Below are 19,191 nucleotides of genomic sequence, written 5' to 3' on the forward strand. Positions count from 1 at the left end.
GCGGGTTTCGATACGGAACCGGTTCGTATCGAATGTGCGCCAGGTCACGGTCAGGCGGGCGGGCCGGCGGCCAGCGCCAGCCGGAGCACCGCGTCGCGCACCGGCAGCAGGCGCCGGGCCTGGGAGAGTCGGCCCGCCCACCGCGCGCCGGCCGCGATCCGCTGGGTGGGCCGCCGGCGGCGCCGGTCGTACGCCCGCAGCCCGGCCGGCAGGTCGTCGGCGGCGCGCAGGCAGTCGGCCAGCGCCACCGCGTCGATCAGCGCCTGACAGGCGCCCTGCCCGAGGTCCGGCGTCATGGCGTGCGCGGCGTCGCCCAGCAGCACCGTCCGGTCGCCCACGTAGGACGGCAACGGGGTCAGGTCGCGGATCTCGTGCCGGAGGATCCCGTCGGGCGTGAGGGCGTCGAGCACCTGCGGCACCGGCCGGTGCCAGTCACCGAAGAGCCGACGCAGCTCGGCCCGGTCGTCCGTCGGCGCGGGATGCCCCTCGGGCAGGCTCACCGCGGCGTACCAGTTGGTGCGCCCCGGGCCCGCGGGCGTGAGCCCGAACTTGCGCCCCCTCCCCCAGGTCTCGCCGCCCTCGGGCACCTCCGTGTCGACCACGCCCCGCCAGGCCACCGCGCCGGCGTGGCGCAGCGGGTAGCGGTCGCCGTGCAGGGCGACGCGGACCACGCTGTTGATCCCGTCCGCGCCGACCACGAGGTCGTACGCGTCGAGCAGGGCGCGCGGGTCGGTGACCGGGGCGGCGAGGCGCAGCACCGGCCCCGGCAGCGCGGCGGCGAGCACCGCGAGCAGCACCGGCCGGGTGACCAGGTGCACCGGCTCGCCGTGCCGGCGCTCCAGCCGGTCGACGTCGATGGTGGCGATGCGACTGCCGTCCGGCCGCCGGATCGTCCCACCGAGCTGCCGGCGGCCGCGGCGGCGCACCTCGTCACCCACGCCGAGCGCGTCCAGGGCGCGCATCGCCCCGGGCCAGATGCCGAGCCCGGTGCCGGTCTCCGGCAGCCCGGCGGAGCGCTCCAGGACCGTCACCTGCCAGCCGGCGGCGCGCAGCCCGACGCCCGCCGCGAGCCCACCCACACCGCCACCGACCACCACCGCCCGACCGTCCATGCCTGCCACCGTACTACAGATGTAGTCAGCTCCACTACGCCTGTAGTCTGACCCGGTGACCGATCGCCGGCAGCTCCTGCTCGACGCCGCCATCCGGGTGCTCGGCACCCGAGGGCCGCGGCAGCTCACCCACCGGGCGGTGGACGCGGAGGCGGGACTGCCCGAGGGCTCCGCGTCCAACCGGTTCCGCACCCGGGAAGCGCTGGTCGACGGCGTCTTCGAGCGACTGGTCGAGGTGGAGACGCAGACCTGGCAGCGACTCGCCGCGGATCTGCCGCCCGGCGACGTCGACGGGTTCACCCGCGTGCTCGGCCGGCTGGTCCGGCGGTTCACCGACGAGGAGCGGGTGGTCACACTGGCCCGGTACGCGCTGTTCGTGGAGTCAGCCGTGCGGCCCGAGCTGCGCCCCGCCATCGAGGCCGGGCGGGCGCGGCTGGCCGGGTGGGGGGTGCCGCTGCTCACCGCGCTCGGCTCGACCGACCCGTCCGCCCACTTCCGGGCGCTGCTCGCGCTCGTCGACGGGCTCCTCGGCAACCAACTCGCCGCCCCCGACGACAACTTCGACCCGGAGTCCGCCGTCGCCGCCCTCCTGCGCGGCTTCCGGGCCGGCTGACCGGCCGCCACCGCCCGCGGCGCGTGAGCCGCGCGGGACGGATACCGCCTACCGCGCCTCGTCCCGCTGCCGGGCGGCGTCGCGACACGCGGCGAGCGCGTCCGACAGGCTGGTCAGATGCCCGGCCGGCGTGGCCGGCGGCGTGATCCAGCCCGGCCCGGCGCCGTGCACCCGCACCGACGGGAACTCCCGCGCGAAGCGGACCGCGCGGTACGCCCGTCCGGTCATCGGTGTCTGCGACCACACCACCACGGTGTGCGGGCGGGTCCGACGCACCGCGCTGGCCAGCGCCGGCCAGGGCAGCGCGGCGCCGAGCAGCAGGCTGCCCAGACCGGCCTCGCGCAGCGCCGCCGCGAGCGCGTGCAGGCCGAGGCAGTGCAGCTCCTGTTCCGCCCCGGCGAGCAGGATGCCGCCGGCCGGAGGTGGTGTCCCCGGCCCGCGCAGCAGCACGTCCAGTCCGGACCGCAGGCCCTCCGAGAAGGCGTGCTCCACGGCCACCTCGGCGGCGCTGCGGCCGGGCAGCGCGGCCAGCATCGGCGCGCAGACGCCCTCCCACACCGGCGCCACCCCCCACCGGCCCGCGGCCTCGACGACCAGCGCGGCGACCCGGTTGCCGTCCAGGTCCTCCGCCGCGAGCGTGAACTGCTTGCGGGCGGACTCGACGACATCGGCCGGGATCGGATCGGTCACCACCGGACGCACCCCTCGGTAGACGGTCACTACCGAGGGGTTCGTCGGAAGGGGGCGGCCTGGATGCGCCCGGACCGGATCGGACCCGTACCGCCGCGTCACCGGTGGGGCGGCTCACACCGGCGCGCTCGGCGTCGGGCCGGCCATCGGCGGTCTGCCGGCACGGAGGCCATCGGGCCGGCGGGTCAGCCGGTCGGGAAGTCGGCGCCCCGGGCGAGAGCCTCACCGGCGCGGATGTCCGCCAGGGTGTCCCGGAGGGTCGCGGTGACCGCGTCGAACGCGGCGCCGCCGAGGACCAGCCGGTGCGGCGGAGGTTCCTGGTCCATCGCCGCGACGACGGCCCGCGCGCCGCGCCTCGGGTCGCCGGGTTGCCGGCCGTCCTGCTCGACCATCGCGCTGCGGACCTGCTCCAGCATCGGTCGGTAGTCGGGGACCGTCTCCCGGGCCGGCTCGTCGGCGAACCCCGCGTAGGCCCGGGTGCGGAAGGCTCCCGGCTCGACCGCCAGCACCCGGATGCCGAGGCCGGCCACCTCGTCCCGCAGCACGTCGGTCAGCCCCTCGATCGCGTGCTTGGCGGCGCTGTAGTAGCCGAATCCCGGCACCCCGCGCAGCCCCGCCGCCGACGACATGTTCACGATCCAACCGGCGCCCCGGGCCCGCATGCCGGGCAGCACCGCGCGGGTGACCGACAGCACCGCGAAGAAGTTCAGCTCGAACAGGTCCCGGACGGCCGCGTCCGCCATCCCCTCCACGGACCCGTACCAGCCACGGCCGGCGTTGTTGACCAGCACGTCGATCCCGCCGAAGCGATCCTCCGCCGCGGACACCGCCGTGCGTACCTGGCCGGGGTCGGTCACGTCCAACGGCAGCACGAGCACCCGGTCCCCGCGGGCGTCCGCCCACTCGCGCAACGGTTCGGTCCGACGAGCGGTCACCGCCACCCGATCCCCCACCTCGAGTGCGGCCTCGGCGAAGGCGATCCCGAACCCGCCCGGGCCGCCGCCGGTGACGAACCAGGTCCTCGGCGGCCGGTCGCCGGCCGTCACGGCTCGATCACCAGGCGGGCGATCAGCCCGTCCCGGAGCGTGAACCGGAAGTGCAGGTCGGCGACGCCGCCGGGGAAGTCGCCCTCCAGATGGTGGACCGCGTCGTAGTTCCGGTCGTCGACCCGGGCCGCCGCGACCAGCTCGGAGGTGTACGTGTACTCGCTCGACGAGTGGGACAGCCAGTCCCGGATCTGCCCGGGTCCCCGGTGGGTACGGCCCTCGTCGGTCACCGACGCGTCGGGGGTGAAGCGTGCCACCGCCGCGTCGACGTCCCGGGCCTGATGCGCGACGAGGTACTGCGTGATCGTTTCGGGCAGGTCGTCCGGCGAGATCCGGCTCGCCCGGCTCCAGTCGATTGCGTCCATGTGCCCACCGTGAGGTCTCTCGGCGGGAGAGGGTCAAGTCCTCGACTCTCCCGCGTGGGGAAGGTGCAGAGTGAAGGCATGCGCAAGGGCATGACGATCGGGGAGTTCGCGACGGTCACCCACCTGAGCGTGCGGACGTTGCGGCGCTACCACGAGGCCGGGCTGCTGGAGCCGGAGACCGTGGACCCCTTCACCGGCTACCGCTACTACTCTACGAACCAGGTACCGCCCGCGCAGGTGATCCACCGACTACGCGAGCTGGACGTGCCACTGGCCGAGGTCAAGGCGATCCTCGCCACCGACGACCCCGCCCGGCGCACCGACCTGATCGCCGGGCACCTGCGTCGCCTGGAGGAGACGCTGGACCGCACCCGGGGGGCCGTCACCGCCCTGCGCAGGCTGCTGCGCCCCGACGATGACGATCTGCCGGTCGAGCTGCGCGCCGTCCCCGGGCTCACCGTCGCCGCCGTACGCGCGGACGTCGAGTTGGCGCGGGCCGGCGCCTGGTACGACGGCGCGATGGCGGAGCTGGACGCGGCGTACCCGGTGGGCGAGCGCACCGGACCACCCGGCGGCCAGTACGCCAACGAGCTGTTCACCGACGGCGCCGGCGCCGTGACCGTCTACCGGCCGGTCCGCCGTCCCCGCCCGACCGGGCGGATCGAGGTCGTCGACCTGCCGGCGGCCGAGTTCGCCGTCGCCGTGCACTCCGGGCCGCACGACGACATCGACGTCACCTACGGGCGGCTCGGCGCCTGGGTGGTCGCCCACGCGCTGGTCGTCGACGGGCCGATCCGCGAGACCTACCTGGTCGGGCCGCGCGACACCGACGTCCCCGCCGACTGGCGTACCGAGATCGGCTGGCCGGTCTTCCGCCTGACCCCCGCCTAGGGGGCCCGGCGCCGGGCGGCGCGACGCGGGGGCGAGGTCCTCCGCCCGCGTCGCGCCGCCGGCGCGCGCCGGTCTAGCCGGACCGGCCCCGACGGGTCGCCGCCCGCCGCCGGGCCAGGTGGGCGACCGTGCCCCAGATGCCCCGGCGGAACAGCAGCACGACGAGCACGAAGATGCCGCCGGTGACCAGCCCGATGGCCTCGAACCCGGAGAACGACAGCCAGTCCTCCAGGCGGACCACCAGGGCCGCGCCGAGCACCCCGCCCCACAGCGTGCCGATGCCGCCGAGCACCACCACGATGACCGCCTTGCCGGAGGTCGTCCAGTGCAGCACGTCCAGCGACACGAACCGGTGGCCGACCGCGAAGAGCCCGCCGCCGAGCCCGGCCAGGAAGCCGGAGAGCACGAACGCGGTCAGCTTGTAGCGGTGCACCGGGTAGCCCAGCGCTCGGGCCCGGGCCGGGTTGTCCCGGATGCCGACCAGCACCCGGCCGAACGGCGAGTGCACGATCCGCCAGGCGGCGAGCAGGCCGAGCAGCACGATCGGCAGGATCGCGTAGTAGAAGTAGTAGTCGTCGGTGAGGTCGGCGCCGAAGAACGCGCGCGGCACGCCCTGCAGGCCGTTCTCGCCCTGGGTGACCGAGCGCCACTCGTTGGCCACGTAGTAGACCATCTGCGCGAAGGCCAGCGTGACCATGGCGAAGTAGATCCCGGTGCGCTTCACCGCCAGGTAGCCGATCGGCAGCGCGAGCAGCGCCGCGCCCAGCGCCCCGGCCAGCACCGCGGCCGGGAACGGCAGGCCGGCGTGGATCGCCACCAGCCCGGTCAGGTACGCCGAGGTGCCCCAGAACGCGGCGTGCCCGAAGGACATCAGCCCGGTGAAGCCGAGCAGCAGGTCCACCGAGACGGCGAAGAGCGCCCAGCACAGGATGTCCACCGCGACCGCCGGGTAGAGCCCGTTGGGCAGCCACAGCGCGACGAGCAGGCCGGCGGCGAGCAGCGCGTAGCGGACCCAGCCGGGCGCCCGCGCGACGGCGAGCAGTCCGGACGGTGGTGCGGGCCGCTTGGCGGACGTGGTGTCCGCGTCGGTGTCCACAGCACTGGTCATGCGGGAGCCTCCTCTCGGCCGAACAGGCCGGCCGGACGCCAGAGCAGCACGGCGGCCATCACCACGAACACGACGGTCTGCGACACGAGCGGGTAGTCGGACAGGTACGCCTCGCCCCACGCCTGGATCAGGCCGATGCCGAAGCCGGCGGCGACCGAGCCGAAGATCGAGCCGAGGCCGCCGATCACCACCACCGCGAAGACCACGATGATCAGGTCGGCGCCCATCAGCGGGTTGACCGCCCGCATCGGGGCGGCGAGCACCCCGGCCAGCCCGGCCAGGGCGATGCCGAAGCCGAACACCGGGGTGACCCACTTCCCCACGTCGATGCCGAACGCCCGGGTCAGCTCCGGCCGCTCGGTGGCGGCCCGGACCACCATGCCGATCCGGGTCCGCCCGAGCACCCACCACACCGCCACGCACAGCAGCACGGTGAAGCCGAGGATGAAGACCCGGTACGTCGGGAAGTCGAAGAGTCCGAAGTCGACCGTCCCGCTCAGCTCGGCGGGCGTGGCGTACGGGCTGGACTGCACGCCGTACCGGGACTTGACCAGGTCCTGCAGGATCAGCGTCAGGCCGAAGGTGAGCAGGAAGTTGTAGAGCGGGTCGAGCCGGGTCAGCCGGTGGATCACCGCCCGCTCCAGCACCATGCCGAGCAGGCCCAGCGCCAGCGGCATGATCACCAACGCGGCCCAGAACGGCACGCCGGCCTCGGCGAGCAGCACGTACGCCCCGAACGCGCCGAGCATGTAGAACGCGCCGTGGGCGAAGTTCACCACCCGGAGCATGCCGAAGATGACCGCGAGCCCGAGGGCGAGCAGGGCGTAGAACGCCCCGCCCACCAGCCCGTTGAACGTGTTCTGCAGGAACCCTGACATCAGACCGTCGTCACATCTTGCAGTCGGCCGACGGCGCGCGGAACGCCTCCGCCGCCGGGATGGTCTTGAGGATCTTCACGTAGTCCCACGGCTCCTTGACCTCGGCCTGCGGCTTCACCTGGGCCAGGTACGCGTCGTGCACGACCCGGTGGTCCTCCGCGCGGATCTTGCCGTTGCGCAGGAAGAGGTCGTTGACGTCCTTGCCCTCCAGCTCCTTGACCACGGCGTCCGCGTCGTCGGTGCCGGCGGCCTGCACCGCCTCCAGGTACTGCATGGCGGCGGAGTAGTTCGCCGCGTGGGCGAACGACGGACGGGTGCCGGTCTCGGACTGGAACCGGTCGGCCCACTCCCGGTTCTGCTGGTCGAAGTTCCAGTACCAGGCGTCGGTGTAGGTGGTGCCGGCCAGCGCGGCCGGGGTGAGCGAGTGGATGTCGGTGATGAACATCAGGCCGACGGCCAGCCCGACGCCCTTGTCCCGCAGCTTGAACTCGTTGTACTGCTTGACCACGTTGACCAGCTCCGCGCCGGCCTGCATGGTGCCGAGCACCTGCGGCTTCGGGTTCAGCGTCGGCGCCTTGAGCAGGAACGACGAGTAGTCGCCGCTGGTGTTCGGGAACGGGGCGCCGTCCTTGCCCACGACCTGCCCGCCGGCCGCGGTGATGGCGGCGGTGAAGCTCTTCTCCATGTCCTGCCCGAACGCGTAGTTCGGGTAGAGGATGTACCAGTTCTTGCCGACCTGCTCGGTGGTCACCGTGCCGGTGCCGTGGGCCAGCATGTACGTGTCGTACGCGTAGTGGAACGTGTACTTGTTGCAGCTCTTGCCGGTCAGGTCGGTGGTGGCGGCGCCGATGTTGAAGTAGAGCTTCTTCTTCTCCTTGGCCACGTCGGCGACCTTCAGGGCGGCCGAGGAGGTCGGCACGTCCAGGATGGCGTCGACGCCCTTGCGGTCGACCATCTCCTGGGCCTTGCTGTTGGCCACGTCCGGCTTGTTCTGGTGGTCCGCCGTCTCCACGGTGATGTCCTTGGTCACCGCGTCGTCGCCGTGCTTGGCCTTGAAGTCGGCTATGGCCATCTCCACGGCCTTGACCGAGTTGCGCCCGGACAGCTCCGAGTAGGCGCCCGACTGGTCGTTGAGCACGCCCAGCACGATCTTGTCACCGGTCAGCTTCGAGTCGCCCCCGGACTGCGGGCCACCGCCGCCGCAGCCGGCCACCAGCAGCGCCGCCGCCGAGGCGGCGGCCACACCCACGCTCCTACGCATGTTCATCCCCTTCGTACCGCGCGGTCCGCGCGGGTCAGCCGTCCAGATTCAGATGCCGAGGTACGCCAGCAGCTCGCGTTCCCGCGAGCGCACCTCGGCGTTCTCCATCGCCTCCGCGATCCGTCCCTCGGCCAGCAGGTAGTGCCGGTCGGCGACGCCGGTGGCGAAGTGCAGGTTCTGTTCCACCAGCAGCACGGTCACGCCGTGCTTCTTGGCCTCCCGCAGCAGGTCACCGACCTGCTGCACGAGCAGCGGCGACAGCCCTTCGGTGGGCTCGTCGCAGAGCAGCAGCCGGGCGCCCATGCGCAGCACCCGGGCCAGCGCGAGCATCTGCTGCTCGCCGCCGGAGAGCATGGTCGCGGCCGAGTCGCGCCGGGCGTGCAGGGCGGGGAACGCCTCGTACACCCGCTCCAGCGGCCACGGGTCGGGACCGACCCGGGGCGGCAGGGTCAGGTTCTCGGTGACCGTGAGCGTGGCGTACGCGCCCCGGTCGTCGGGGACCCAGCCGAGCCCGGCCCGCGCCCGCCGGTACGCCGGCAGCCGGGAGATGTCCCGGCCGTCGAGGTGCACCGCGCCGCGCTGGCCGGGGTGCAGCCCCATCACCGACCGCAGCAGCGTGGACTTGCCGGCGCCGTTTCGCCCGACCAGGGTGACCACCTCGCCGGCGGCCACCTCCAGACTCACCTCCCGCAGCACCTGGGCCTCGCCGTACCAGGCGGAGAGGTTCTCAATGCGCAGCATCCGCGGCTCCCAGGTAGGCGGTGATGACCCGCTCGTCGGCGCGGACCTGCTCGTACGGCCCCTCGACCAGCACCTTGCCGGCCTGCAGGACGGTGACCGTGTCGGCGAGCCGGCCCACCACGCTCATGTTGTGTTCCACCATGACCACGGTCCGTCCCGTGCGGACGGTGGCGATCAGGTCGACGGTGCGGTCGACGTCCTCCAGGCCCATCCCGGCCGTCGGCTCGTCCAGCAGCAGCACCTTCGGGTCGAGGGCGAGCGCGATGGCCAGCTCCAGGGCCCGCTTGCGCCCGTACGCGAGCGCCTCCGCCGGCGCCTCGGCGAGGTCGGCCAGGCCGACCATGGCCAGCAGCTCGTCGGCCCGGTCCCGGTAGCGGCGCATCAGCTTCGCCGACCGCCAGAACCGCCAGCCCAGCCCGCTGCGCGCCTGCAGGGCCAGCTCGACGTGCTCCCGCGCGCCGAGCTGCGGGAAGAGGCTGGTGATCTGGAACGACCGGGCCACCCCGAGGCGGGCCACCCGCTCGGGGGGCAGGCCGGTGACGTCCCGGCCGTCCAGCTCGATCCGCCCGCCGCTGGGCGGCAGGAAGCCGGTGAGCAGGTTGAACAGTGTGGTCTTGCCGGCGCCGTTCGGGCCGACGAGGGCATGCACGGTCTCCGGCGCCACGTCGAGGTCGACGCGATCGACGGCCCGGAAGCCCCGGAAGTCCCGGGTCAGCCCTCGGGCCGACAGGATCGCTTGCCCGGCCATCGCCTCACCCTCCGCAGGTCCGCACGCGACGGCCAGGTCGGTGACCGGGGTCACAGGGCCGTCGCGTGCAGGAAACCTACGGGGAGCCGAAGTGGTCGAGCCATGTCGATCCGCCACACATTCCCCCGGGGCGGCACGGGCTCGTCCTCCATAGGTGTCGGTCGCCCCCGACCGGGTCCGGTCCGATCGGGGGCCGTCGACATGTGGTGCGGCACCGTCACCGGCCGGCGGCGTACTCCGGCAGGTCGAGTCGATCCGCCATGCCGGCTGAGCGCCGGGATCAGTCCGGGAAGGTGACCACCCAGCGGGCGCCCTCGCCACGGGCCAGCCGGTCCAGCGCCTCGGGCGCCTCCGCCAGCGACACCGTGCCACTGACCAGGGGCGCCAGGTCGAGGTCGCCGGCGGCGAGCGCGGCGGCCAGCTCCGGCACCTCGCGGTCCGGATCGGTCGAGCCGTAGACCGAGGAGCGCAGCGTCCGCGCCGAGTGGAAGATGTCCAGGGCGGACAGGCTGAGCAGGTCGTCCTTGGCGCCCATGCCGACCACGGTCACCGCTCCCCCGCGCCGGGTGGCGCGCCAGGCGGCCCGGATGGTGGCGGACCGGCCGACGCACTCGAAGGCGTGGTCCACCCCGCGCCCGTCGGTACGCGCGCGGACCTCCCTGCCGAGCGTGTCGTCGGAGCGCAGGAAGTCGGTGGCGCCGGCGGCCAGGGCCAGCTCCCGCTTGGCCTCGACCACGTCGACCGCGAGGATCGGTGACGCGCCGGCGCGGCGGGCCGCGGTGAGCACGGCCAGGCCGACCCCGCCCAGCCCGATCACCGCCACCGACTCGCCGGCGCCCACGCGGGCGGTGTTGCGGACCGCGCCGACGCCGGTGAGCACCGCGCAGCCCAGCAGCGCCGCCTGCGCCGGCGGCAGGCCGGCCGGCACCGGCACGGCCGCCCGCTCCGGCACCACCACCTCCTCGGCGAGCGCGCCGAGCCCGAGCGTGACCTGCACCGACTCCCCGGCGGCCGTCTCCCCGCGCGCGACCGAGGGGGCGGTGTTCGCGGCACAGAGCCAGGGCTCGCCGTGCCGGCAGTGCCAGCAGTCGCGGCAGGCGGGCGCCCAGTTCAGTACCACCGGCGTGCCGACCGCCAGCCGGGTCGCCGGACCCGCCTCGGCCACCACACCGGTCGCCTCGTGCCCCAGCACCAGCGGGTACGCCGGCGCCAGCGTGCCGTTCACCATGGCCAGGTCGGAGTGGCAGAGGCCGGCGGCGCGGATGCGGACCCGCAGCTCCCCCGGGCCGGGCGCGGGCAGGCGCACCTCCTCGACCGTCGGGGTCTCGCCCCGGCCACGCACGACCAGCGCCCTCACCGCTGGATCGCCTTCAGCTCGGTGAACTCCTCGACGCCGTAGCCGCCCAGCTCGCGGCCGAGGCCGGACTGCTTGTAGCCGCCGAACGGGGCGAGCGCGTTGAACGCGCCGCCGTTGACGTCCACCTGGCCGGTCCGCAGCCGCCGGGCCACGGCCAGCGCCGCGTCGGAGTCGGCGGACCAGACCGCGCCGGCCAGGCCGTACCGGGAGTTGTTGGCGATCGCGACCGCCTCGTCGGTGTCGGCGAACGGGATCACCGCGAGCACCGGCCCGAAGACCTCCTCCTGCGCCAACGCGCTGTCCGGGTGCACGTCGGCGAAGACGGTGGGCGCCACGAAGTGGCCCCGGGACGGCAACGGCGCGTCCGGGCCGCCGGCGACGAGCCGGGCGCCGTCGGCGAGCGCCCGGTCCACGTGCCCGCGTACCCGTTGGGCCTGGGCGGCGGAGACCAGCGGGCCGAGCCGGGTGGCCGGGTCGAACGGGTCGCCCAGCCGGTAGCCGGCCACGGCGGCCGCGACCAGGTCGAGCGCCTCGGCGTAACGCTCGCGGTGCACCAGCATCCGGGTCCAGGCGGTGCAGGTCTGCCCGGAGTTGAGCAGCGCGTTGCCCACGCCGACCTTGACCGCGGTGGGCAGGTCGGCGTCGGCCAGGATCACGTTCGCCGACTTGCCGCCCAGTTCCAGGGCGACCCGGGCGATCCGGTCGGCGGCGAGGTGCGCGATCCGCCGGCCGGTGGCGGTGGAGCCGGTGAACGAGACCAGGTCCACGTCGGGGTGCGCGGCGAGCGCCTCACCGACCACCGGGCCGGTGCCGGGCACCAGGTTGACCACCCCGGGCGGCAGGCCGGCCTCGGTCACCGCGTCGAGGAGCAGGTACGCGGTGAGCGGCGTCAGCTCGCTCGGCTTCAGCACCACGGTGCAGCCGGCGGCCAGCGCCGGGGCGACCTTGGCGACCACCTGGTGCAGCGGATAGTTCCACGGGGTGATCGCGCCGACCACGCCGACCGGCTCGCGGACGACGAGGGAGTTGCCGATGGTCTGCTCGGCCGGCGGGCGGGCGGCCAGGTCGACCAGGCCGCGCAGCACCGTCAGCGGCAGCCCGGCCTGCACCCGGGTGGCGAGCTTGAGCGGGGTGCCCAGTTCGAGGGCCACGGTGCGGGCGATCTCGTCGGCGCGGGCGGCGAGCGCGGCGTGCAGCCGGTCGAGGTGGGCGGCCCGGTCGGCGGGTGCCGTGGCGGCCCAGCCGGGGAAGGCGGCCCGGGCGGCGGCGACCGCACGGTCCACGTCGGCGGGGGTGCCGGCGGGAACCTGCCCGATGATCTCCCCGGTCGCCGGGTTCTCGACCGGGATCGTCCCGCCGTCCGCCGGGTCGACCCAGTCCCCGGCGAGGTGCAGATGGCGGCGGACCAGCAGGGCGGGGGGCGCATCGGCGAGATCCATGGCGTCCCTTCGGGGGCGGGAAACTAGCAGTGGGAGTTTTGACGCTACCCCGGACCGCTGCCGCGTTCCACCGGGGCCACCGTCCGGGCGTACTCGTCCGCGAGGCCGTGCAGCAACGCGTCCAGGCCGAGGGTGAAGGCACCCTCGTCGACGCTGCGCTGGTGGCCGCGCAGCCGGTGCGCCTGCGTGAGGTGCGGGTGCGCCGCGTACAACTCCGGGTCCTCCACGAACCCCCGCGCGAACGAGCCGAGCGCCGACCCGGCCACGAAGTAGCGCAGCGCGGCGCCGATGTGGGTGGCCCGGGCCGGCGGCCAGCCCGCCCGGACCAGCGCGCCGTAGACAGCGTCGGCCATGGCCAGCGCGGCCGGCCGGCGGCCCGGCCCCTGCGCCAGGTAGGGGACGATGTTCGGGTGCGCGGCCAGCGCCGCACGGTAGGACCGGGCCCAGCGGCGCAGCGCCTCGACCCAGTCGTACCGGTCGAAGACGCTCACGTCGACCGTGCCGGTGACGCTGTCCGCCACGGCGTCGAGGATCTCGTCCTTCGTGGCGAAGTGGTTGTAGAGCGAGGGGCCCTGCACACCGAGCGCGGCGGCCAGCCGGCGGGTGGAGAGCGCGCCGAGACCGTCGGCGTCGATGAGCACGAGCGCGGTCTCGACGATCCGGTCCCGGTTGAGCAGGGCCTGGCGGGGGCGGGGCATGTCAGACCTCCCCGCCGGCGGATCCGGCGGACGCCCGGAGGATCCCCGCCCCGGCAAGGATCCGTTCCATGAGGGCGACCGGAAGGTTGGGGTTTCCCGCCGCCGATCCCGCGGCGGCCGGATCGTCGAGCAGCTCGGCCAGCCGCCCGGCGCCAAGGCGGGGGTCGGACGCCATCCGGGACCGGACGCCGCCGTCCCCATCACGGCTGAGCCGGTCGATGAGCCCGGCCGGCGCCTCCGGGTCGTGGCGGACCAGCATGCGCGCCCTGGGATCGGCGGAGTCCGCCAGTCGGGCCAGCCCGACCCGCGGGAAGCGGGGCCGCGCGATCAACATGCTCGCCGTGATCACCCGAGCCTCCAGATACGTCGCGAGCAGCACCTCCCCCGGGACCTCGTCGTGGTTCTCACAGAGCAGCAGCCGGACCGCGAAGTCGTCGTCGCCGGCGAGCCGGGCCACCTGATCCGGACGCAGACTCGGGCTGTACGCGGCGCTGCGCCGAAGCCCGACGTGGGCCGAGCGGACGGCGCCGTCCAGCGCGTCGGGATCGCCGAGCCGGTCGAGCACCCACCGGGCGGGTCGGAGGCGGGTCTCCGGCCGCACCTCGTAGTCGATGGCGGCGCGTTCGGCCTCGCTGAGCCCGGGGCGCAGAGACAGCCGTAGCCGCACCGTCGGGTCGGGGTCGGTGGCCAACTCCTGGACCAGGTCGCGGGGCAGATGCGGGTTCTCGGCCACGGCCGCGCGGACGTCCCGGTCCTGGTGCCGGGCGAGTCGCTCCGCCGTCGCCCGCGCCAACGGGATCTCGACGGCCAGGTCACGCAGCCACCAGGGGTCCGACCACGCCTCGTCGAGCACGCCGGCGAGCAGTTCCGGACGGCGGCGCCACGCCCGCCGGGCCACCGCGTCGCGCACCCGGGGGTCGGGGTCGGCGAGCAGCCGGTCGGTGATCCCCTCCGGCGGATCCGCCCAGCCCGCGTACCCCGAGACCCGGACCTCGGGATCGGGGTCCTCGACCATCCGGGCCCGGACGTCCACCGGACACTGCCGCGACCCGGCCACCTCGTCGCGGACCCGGTGGTCCGGGTCCGCCGCCAGCCGGGCGTAGGCCTCCTCGGGCAGCGGCGCGGGCGTGGCCCGGAACAGCTCCGGCCCGTGGGCGAGCAGGATACGGACCATCGGCGCGGGATCGTCGACGAGCAGGGCGCGCTGTTGCGGCGTGGCTGACGAACTGTCCGCCAGCGCCGCCCGGACCCGCCGATCCGGGTGTGCGGCGACGGCGGCGCAGAACTCGTCCGGCAGCGTGTTCCGGAAGATCAGCACCGCCACGGCCGCGTCGCTGTCGTCCAGCATGCGGAGCAGCAACTCCGACGGGGTCGCCGGGTTGCCGGCCACTCCCCTCACCTGTTCGCAGACCAGGTCCCGCAAGCCGCCTCCCGTCCGAAACCACCTGATCATGCACCTTAACCGGGCGGGTCTCACCGCGGCGGTGACAGGAGAGGGCTGGACGGATGAAAACTTGCACCGCTAGTTTAAAGGTGACCGCCGCCGCCGCGACGGATGCCACGCCGACCGAGGGAGCATCGTGGACTTCGCACTGTCCGACGAGGAACGGGCCGTCCGGGACACCGTGCGCGCCTTCGTCACCCGCGAGGTGCTGCCGCTGGAGCAGGAGGTGCTGCGCCGTGAGCGCGCACACCGGCCCGGCCTGGACCGCTCAGAGCTGCGCGAGTTGCAGCTCAAGGCGAAGAAGTTCGGCTTCTGGGGGCTGGCCACCCCGGAGGAGTACGGCGGGATGGACCTGCCGGCGGTGATGCAGTCGCTGATCTGGACCGAGCTGGGCCGCAGCTTCGTGCCGTTCCGTTTCGGCGGCGAGGCCGACAACATCCTGTTCCACGCCACCGAGGAGCAGAAGCGCGAGTTCCTGATCCCGACCATCGAGGGCGAACGGATCTCCTGCTTCGCCATCACCGAGCCGGGCGCCGGCTCGGACGCGGCGAACATCAAGCTGCGCGCGCGGCGCGACGGCGACGACTGGGTCCTCGACGGCGAGAAGACGTTCATCACCAACGGCAACGACGCCGACTTCGCCATCGTGGTGGCGGTGACCGACCCGGAGAAGGGCGCCCGGCGCGGCGGCGCGACCGCGTTCCTGGTCGACCGGGCGATGGGCTGGCGGTCGGAGTTCATCCAGACCATGGGCGAGGGCGGACCGGCCTCGCTGATCTTCGACGGCGTACGGGTGCCGCACCGCAACATCCTCGGCGAGATCGGGCAGGGCTTCACGCTCGGCATGGAGTGGATCGGCAAGGGCCGCTACACCATCCCGTCGCACGCCGTCGGCATCGCCGAACGCGCCCTCCAGATGGCGATCGACCACGCCAACACCCGGGAGACGTTCGGCGCGCCGATCGCCACCAACCAGGCCATCCAGTGGATGATCGCCGACTCGGAGACCGAGCTGGAGGCCGCGCGCTGGCTGATCCTGCGCTCGGCCTGGACCGTCGACCAGGGCCTCGACCCCCGGCACGCCTCCTCGATGGGCAAGCTCTACGGCGCCGGCATGGTCAACCGGGTGGTCGACCGGGTGCTCCAGATCCACGGCGGCATGGGCTACACCCGGGAGCTGCCGATCGAACGCTGGTACCGGCAGGTGCGGCTCTACCGCATCTTCGAAGGCACCGACGAGATGCAGCGGCTGATCATCTCCCGCGACCTGCTGCGCGGGTACACGAAGATCGGCGGCCACCTGGCCTGAGCGGTCAGCCGGTCAGCGCCTCGACCGCCCGGTCCACGTCCGCCTCGGTCGTGTAGAGGTGGAACGAGGCGCGGACCCGGCCGGCCCGCACCGCCGCGCGCACCCCGGCACGGGCCAGCCGCTCCTGCGCGTCCGGCACGTCCACGCTGACGATCGCGCTGTCGCCGGGTGGGCGCCCCAGCCCGGCCAGGAAGCGGTTGGCCAGCGCCACGTCGTGGTCCCGCACCGCCGCCAGGTCGAGGTCGGCGAGCAGTTCCAGCACCGGCGCCGCCCCGGCGTAGCAGAGCCACGACGGGGAGATGTCGAAACGCCGGGCGTCGTCGGCCAGCCGCAACGGCGTGCCGTAGTACGAGGCGTGCGGGTCGCGTCCCGCGTACCACCCGGCGGCGTCCGCACGCATCCGCTCGCGCAGCGCCGGGGCCAGGTAGGCGAAGGCCGCGCCGCGCGGTGCCATCAACCACTTGTACGCCCCCACCAGCACCGCGTCCGCCCGGTCGGCCGCGAACGGCAGCCATCCGCAAGCCTGGGTGGCGTCGACCACGACCAGCGCCCCGTGCGCCCGGGCCGCCGCGACGATCTCGTCGTACGGCGCGACCGTGCCGTCGGCGGACTGCACCAGGCTGAACGCGACCAGGTCGGTGTCGGCGTCGATCGCGTCGACCAGGCCGTCGAGCGGCACGGTCCGCACCCGCACCCCCCGGTCCTCCTGCACCAGCCAGGGGAACAGGATCGAGGTGAACTCGACCTCGGGCACCACCACGGTGGCCCCCGACGGCAGCGCCGCCGCGATCGGCGCGGCCAGTTGGGACACGGCGGCGCCGACGCTCACGTCGACCGGGTCCACGCCGACCAGCCGGGCGAACGCGGCCCGGGACCGGCCGACCGACTCGTCCCACACCTCGAACGACACCTGGCCGGTCCGCCACTCGGCGAGCACCTGCTGCACGGCCGTCCACACCGGATCGGGCGGCAACCCGTAGGTCGCCGTGTTCAACCAGCCCGGCTCCACCTGCCACAACTTCCGCGCCTGCTCCAGCTCCATGCCACCGACGCTAGCCACCCCCGCCGCCGCCCGACACCGCCAATCCCACCCCCGTGGCCCACGCTCCTCACCCCGCTCGCCCTGCACCCTGGCTCCCCCACCCCTCACCCCACCCCCTGCTGCCCCGCCCCCGCCCACGCCCCGCGCTGGCGCCCGCCCCGGCCTCGCCCCGGCCGTCGCTCCGCGGCCCCGACCCCGCCCTACACCCCACCCTCGGCCCTGCTCTGCACCCCCACCCTCGGCCCCGCCCGCCCTACACCCGCGCCCCGCGCCCCGCGCACCGCCCACCGCGCACCGCCCACCGCGCACCGCCCACCGCGCACCGCCCACCGCGCACCGCCCACCGCCCACCGCGCCCCGCCCACCGCGCACCGCGCACCGGGCACCGCGCACCGCGCACCGCGCACCGGGCACCGCGCACCGCGCCTCGCGCCCACCGATCTTGCAGTTCCGGCCACCTCCCTGGGCGCTCCGCCCCTTTTGCCCGGACCGAGGGTGCATGATCGCGGACCGGCCTGCGTCGTTGCGACCGGATGAGGACGACGGCTGAAGACCGATATACCGCTCAGTCATATTTATGACTGAGCGGTATATCGCTTGGAAGTCACGTGCCTGTCTGGTTGGTCGAGTCAGGGTGGGTCCGTCGGGACATGGACCGAATCAACAGTCGGGGCGCTCCGGCCCGTGCCCGTCTCGACGAGAGCGCCGCTCCAGGCGCGTGGCTGGTCCGCAGGCGGACTACGTAGCCAATCCCGCCCGTGGTGAAGGCGGGCCAAGCCGGGCGGGTCGCGCCGGGCCAAGCCAAGCCAAGCCAAGCCGAGCCGGGCCACGCCGGTCCGGGCCAGGCCAAGCCGGGCCAGGCCAAGCCGAGCCAGGCCAAGCCGGGCCAGGCCAAGCCGAGCCAGGCCGGGCCGGGCCAGGCCAAGCCGAGCCAGGCCGGGCCAGGCCAAGCCGAGCCAGGCCGGGCCAGGCCGGGCGCGGGCTGGCGGGGGTCAGGCGGTGGAGCCGGCGAGCGGACGCTCGGCGCCGGGCGGGGTGTCCTCGGCGGGGCGTTCGTCGTCGTCCTCGTCGACCATGCTGGCCTCGTCGAACGGGCGGTCCCCGGCCAGGACGGCACGGGCCTGGTCGCGGTCGAACTCACCGGTCCAGGTGCCCACCAGCACGGTGGCCACGGCGTTGCCGGCGAAGTTGGTCAGCGCCCGGGCCTCGGACATGAACCGGTCGATGCCGACGATCAGGCCGACGCCGTCGACCAGGTCCGGCCGGTGCGACTGGAGGCCGCCGGCGAGCGTGGCCAGGCCCGCGCCGGTCACGCCGGCCGCGCCCTTGGAGGCGATCACCATGAACACCAGCAGCGAGATCTGCTCGCCGACCGCCAGCGGCTTGCCCAGCGCGTCGGCCACGAAGAGGGAGGCCATGGTCAGGTAGATCGCGGTGCCGTCGAGGTTGAACGAGTAGCCGGTGGGGACCGTGATGCCGACCACCGGACGGCCGACGCCGACGTGTTCCATCTTGGCGATCAGCCGGGGCAGCGCCGATTCCGACGACGAGGTGGAGAGGATCAGCAGGAACTCCCGGCCCAGGTAGCGCAGCAGCGAGAAGATCGAGATCCGGGCGATCAGGCGCAGCAGCAGGCCGAGCACCACGATCACGAAGATCAGGCAGGTGGCGTAGAAGCCGAGCATGATCTGCGCCAGGCTCTTCAGCGCGTCCACGCCGGTGGCGCCGACCACGGCCGCCATCGCGCCGAACGCGCCGATCGGGGCCAGCCACATGATCATGGCCAGCACCTTGAAGACCAGGCGCTGGAGCACGCCGATCGCCCGCAGCACCGGCTCGCCCCGACTGCCCAGCCCCTGCACGGCGAAGCCGACCAGCAGCGCGACCAGCAGGGTCTGCAGCACCTCGCCCTCGGTCAGCGCGGAGACCAGCGTGGTCGGGATGATGCCGAGCAGGAAGTCGACCGTGCCGGCGCTCTCGTCGCCGGCGGCGGACCGGCCGGCGTCGGCCACGTCGGGGCCCAGGTCCAGGCCCGCGCCGGGGTGGATGATGTTGCCGACCACGAGACCGATCGCCAGCGCCACTGTCGACATGACCAGGAAGTAGCCGAGCGCGAGGCCGCCGACCTTGCCGACCTTGGCCGCCTGCCGGACGGATCCGACGCCGAGCACGATCGTGCAGAAGATGACCGGGCTGATCATCATCTTGATCAAGTTGACGAAGCCGGTGCCCAGCGGTTTCAAGGCCTTGCCGACGTCGGGCGCGACCAGGCCGACCACGATGCCGGCGACGACGGCGACGATGACCGCCAGGTAGAGGTACCGGGTCCGGTCCCGGCGGGCGGGTCGGACAGCCTCGGGGGTGGGGGTGGTGGTGTCCATGTCGACACTGTGAACCAGGTCTCACCGGACCGCACGATTGCGTTCATTCTGTTCACCCGCGCAACGCG

Annotated in this window: 18 protein-coding genes; 3 read left to right on the forward strand and 15 right to left on the reverse strand. The window is 74.1% G+C overall.

What is annotated here, in order from left to right; translation table 11 throughout:
• Positions 1-50: 50 nt before the first annotated feature.
• Positions 51-1,112, reverse strand: a complete 1,062-nt coding sequence (locus GA0070622_RS22210) for an FAD-dependent monooxygenase (RefSeq protein WP_091578152.1) — start codon at positions 1,110-1,112, stop codon at positions 51-53.
• Between the two features lie 55 nt (positions 1,113-1,167).
• On the opposite strand from GA0070622_RS22210, the gene GA0070622_RS22215 reads away from it, so the two are divergent.
• A complete protein-coding gene (locus GA0070622_RS22215; RefSeq protein WP_091578154.1) occupies positions 1,168-1,725 on the forward strand; it encodes a TetR/AcrR family transcriptional regulator in 558 nt (185 codons plus the stop codon).
• 48 nt (positions 1,726-1,773) lie between these two features.
• Here GA0070622_RS22215 and GA0070622_RS22220 read toward each other — a convergent pair whose 3' ends face one another.
• From GA0070622_RS22220 to GA0070622_RS22230, 3 genes are all read right to left on the reverse strand, one after another.
• Entirely contained in the window at positions 1,774-2,415 is a 642-nt protein-coding gene (locus GA0070622_RS22220; RefSeq protein ID WP_245666733.1) for a transcriptional regulator, read from the reverse strand.
• Between the two features lie 185 nt (positions 2,416-2,600).
• Complete coding sequence (locus GA0070622_RS22225) at positions 2,601-3,461, reverse strand: SDR family NAD(P)-dependent oxidoreductase (RefSeq protein ID WP_091578157.1); 861 nt, start codon at positions 3,459-3,461, stop codon at positions 2,601-2,603.
• Entirely contained in the window at positions 3,458-3,826 is a 369-nt protein-coding gene (locus tag GA0070622_RS22230; RefSeq protein ID WP_091578160.1) for a nuclear transport factor 2 family protein, read from the reverse strand. Before GA0070622_RS22230 ends, GA0070622_RS22225 begins: the two co-directional genes overlap by 4 nt.
• Positions 3,827-3,904: 78 nt before the next feature.
• On the opposite strand from GA0070622_RS22230, the gene GA0070622_RS22235 reads away from it, so the two are divergent.
• The gene (locus GA0070622_RS22235) at positions 3,905-4,717 is read left to right on the forward strand and encodes a MerR family transcriptional regulator (protein ID WP_091578162.1); all 813 of its coding nucleotides are present in this window, start codon (positions 3,905-3,907) and stop codon (positions 4,715-4,717) included.
• 73 nt (positions 4,718-4,790) lie between these two features.
• On the opposite strand, the gene GA0070622_RS22240 is transcribed toward GA0070622_RS22235, so the two are convergent.
• The 9 genes from GA0070622_RS22240 to GA0070622_RS22280 form a co-directional block, all read right to left on the reverse strand.
• Positions 4,791-5,825, reverse strand: coding sequence for a branched-chain amino acid ABC transporter permease (locus GA0070622_RS22240; RefSeq protein ID WP_091578164.1), 1,035 nt, complete (start codon positions 5,823-5,825; stop codon positions 4,791-4,793).
• Positions 5,822-6,703 carry a branched-chain amino acid ABC transporter permease gene (locus tag GA0070622_RS22245; protein ID WP_091578165.1) on the reverse strand — a complete coding sequence of 294 codons (882 nt, stop codon included), beginning with the start codon at positions 6,701-6,703 and terminating at the stop codon, positions 5,822-5,824. The genes GA0070622_RS22240 and GA0070622_RS22245 overlap by 4 nt, the downstream gene beginning before the upstream one ends.
• Positions 6,704-6,713: 10 nt before the next feature.
• Positions 6,714-7,970 (reverse strand): ABC transporter substrate-binding protein, encoded by a 1,257-nt coding sequence (locus tag GA0070622_RS22250; protein WP_091578167.1) that lies wholly within the window; start codon positions 7,968-7,970, stop codon positions 6,714-6,716.
• A 42-nt stretch (positions 7,971-8,012) separates the two neighbouring features.
• Positions 8,013-8,705 carry an ABC transporter ATP-binding protein gene (locus GA0070622_RS22255; RefSeq protein WP_091578169.1) on the reverse strand — a complete coding sequence of 231 codons (693 nt, stop codon included), beginning with the start codon at positions 8,703-8,705 and terminating at the stop codon, positions 8,013-8,015.
• On the reverse strand, positions 8,692-9,453 hold the full coding sequence (locus tag GA0070622_RS22260; RefSeq protein ID WP_091583751.1) for an ABC transporter ATP-binding protein: 762 nt from the start codon (positions 9,451-9,453) through the stop codon (positions 8,692-8,694). Before GA0070622_RS22260 ends, GA0070622_RS22255 begins: the two co-directional genes overlap by 14 nt.
• A 280-nt stretch (positions 9,454-9,733) precedes the next feature.
• The gene (locus GA0070622_RS22265; protein WP_176710563.1) at positions 9,734-10,810 is read right to left on the reverse strand and encodes an alcohol dehydrogenase catalytic domain-containing protein; all 1,077 of its coding nucleotides are present in this window, start codon (positions 10,808-10,810) and stop codon (positions 9,734-9,736) included.
• Positions 10,807-12,249 carry an aldehyde dehydrogenase family protein gene (locus tag GA0070622_RS22270; protein WP_091578170.1) on the reverse strand — a complete coding sequence of 481 codons (1,443 nt, stop codon included), beginning with the start codon at positions 12,247-12,249 and terminating at the stop codon, positions 10,807-10,809. Before GA0070622_RS22270 ends, GA0070622_RS22265 begins: the two co-directional genes overlap by 4 nt.
• Positions 12,250-12,293: 44 nt before the next feature.
• Positions 12,294-12,947, reverse strand: coding sequence for a TetR/AcrR family transcriptional regulator C-terminal domain-containing protein (locus GA0070622_RS22275; RefSeq protein WP_091578173.1), 654 nt, complete (start codon positions 12,945-12,947; stop codon positions 12,294-12,296).
• A gap of 1 nt (position 12,948) precedes the next feature.
• Positions 12,949-14,370, reverse strand: coding sequence for an LRV domain-containing protein (locus tag GA0070622_RS22280; protein WP_141684613.1), 1,422 nt, complete (start codon positions 14,368-14,370; stop codon positions 12,949-12,951).
• Between the two features lie 157 nt (positions 14,371-14,527).
• Between GA0070622_RS22280 and GA0070622_RS22285 the strand changes: the two genes are divergently transcribed.
• On the forward strand, positions 14,528-15,700 hold the full coding sequence (locus GA0070622_RS22285; protein WP_091578178.1) for an acyl-CoA dehydrogenase family protein: 1,173 nt from the start codon (positions 14,528-14,530) through the stop codon (positions 15,698-15,700).
• Between the two features lie 4 nt (positions 15,701-15,704).
• Here GA0070622_RS22285 and GA0070622_RS22290 read toward each other — a convergent pair whose 3' ends face one another.
• Together GA0070622_RS22290 and GA0070622_RS22300 are read right to left on the reverse strand one after the other, a co-directional pair.
• Complete coding sequence (locus GA0070622_RS22290; protein ID WP_091578181.1) at positions 15,705-16,742, reverse strand: aminotransferase class V-fold PLP-dependent enzyme; 1,038 nt, start codon at positions 16,740-16,742, stop codon at positions 15,705-15,707.
• A 992-nt stretch (positions 16,743-17,734) separates the two neighbouring features.
• Positions 17,735-19,123 (reverse strand): cation:dicarboxylate symporter family transporter, encoded by a 1,389-nt coding sequence (locus GA0070622_RS22300; RefSeq protein WP_091578183.1) that lies wholly within the window; start codon positions 19,121-19,123, stop codon positions 17,735-17,737.
• Positions 19,124-19,191: the final 68 nt, after the last annotated feature.

The sequence above is a fragment of the Micromonospora sediminicola genome (assembly GCF_900089585.1).
Classification (GTDB): domain Bacteria; phylum Actinomycetota; class Actinomycetes; order Mycobacteriales; family Micromonosporaceae; genus Micromonospora; species Micromonospora sediminicola.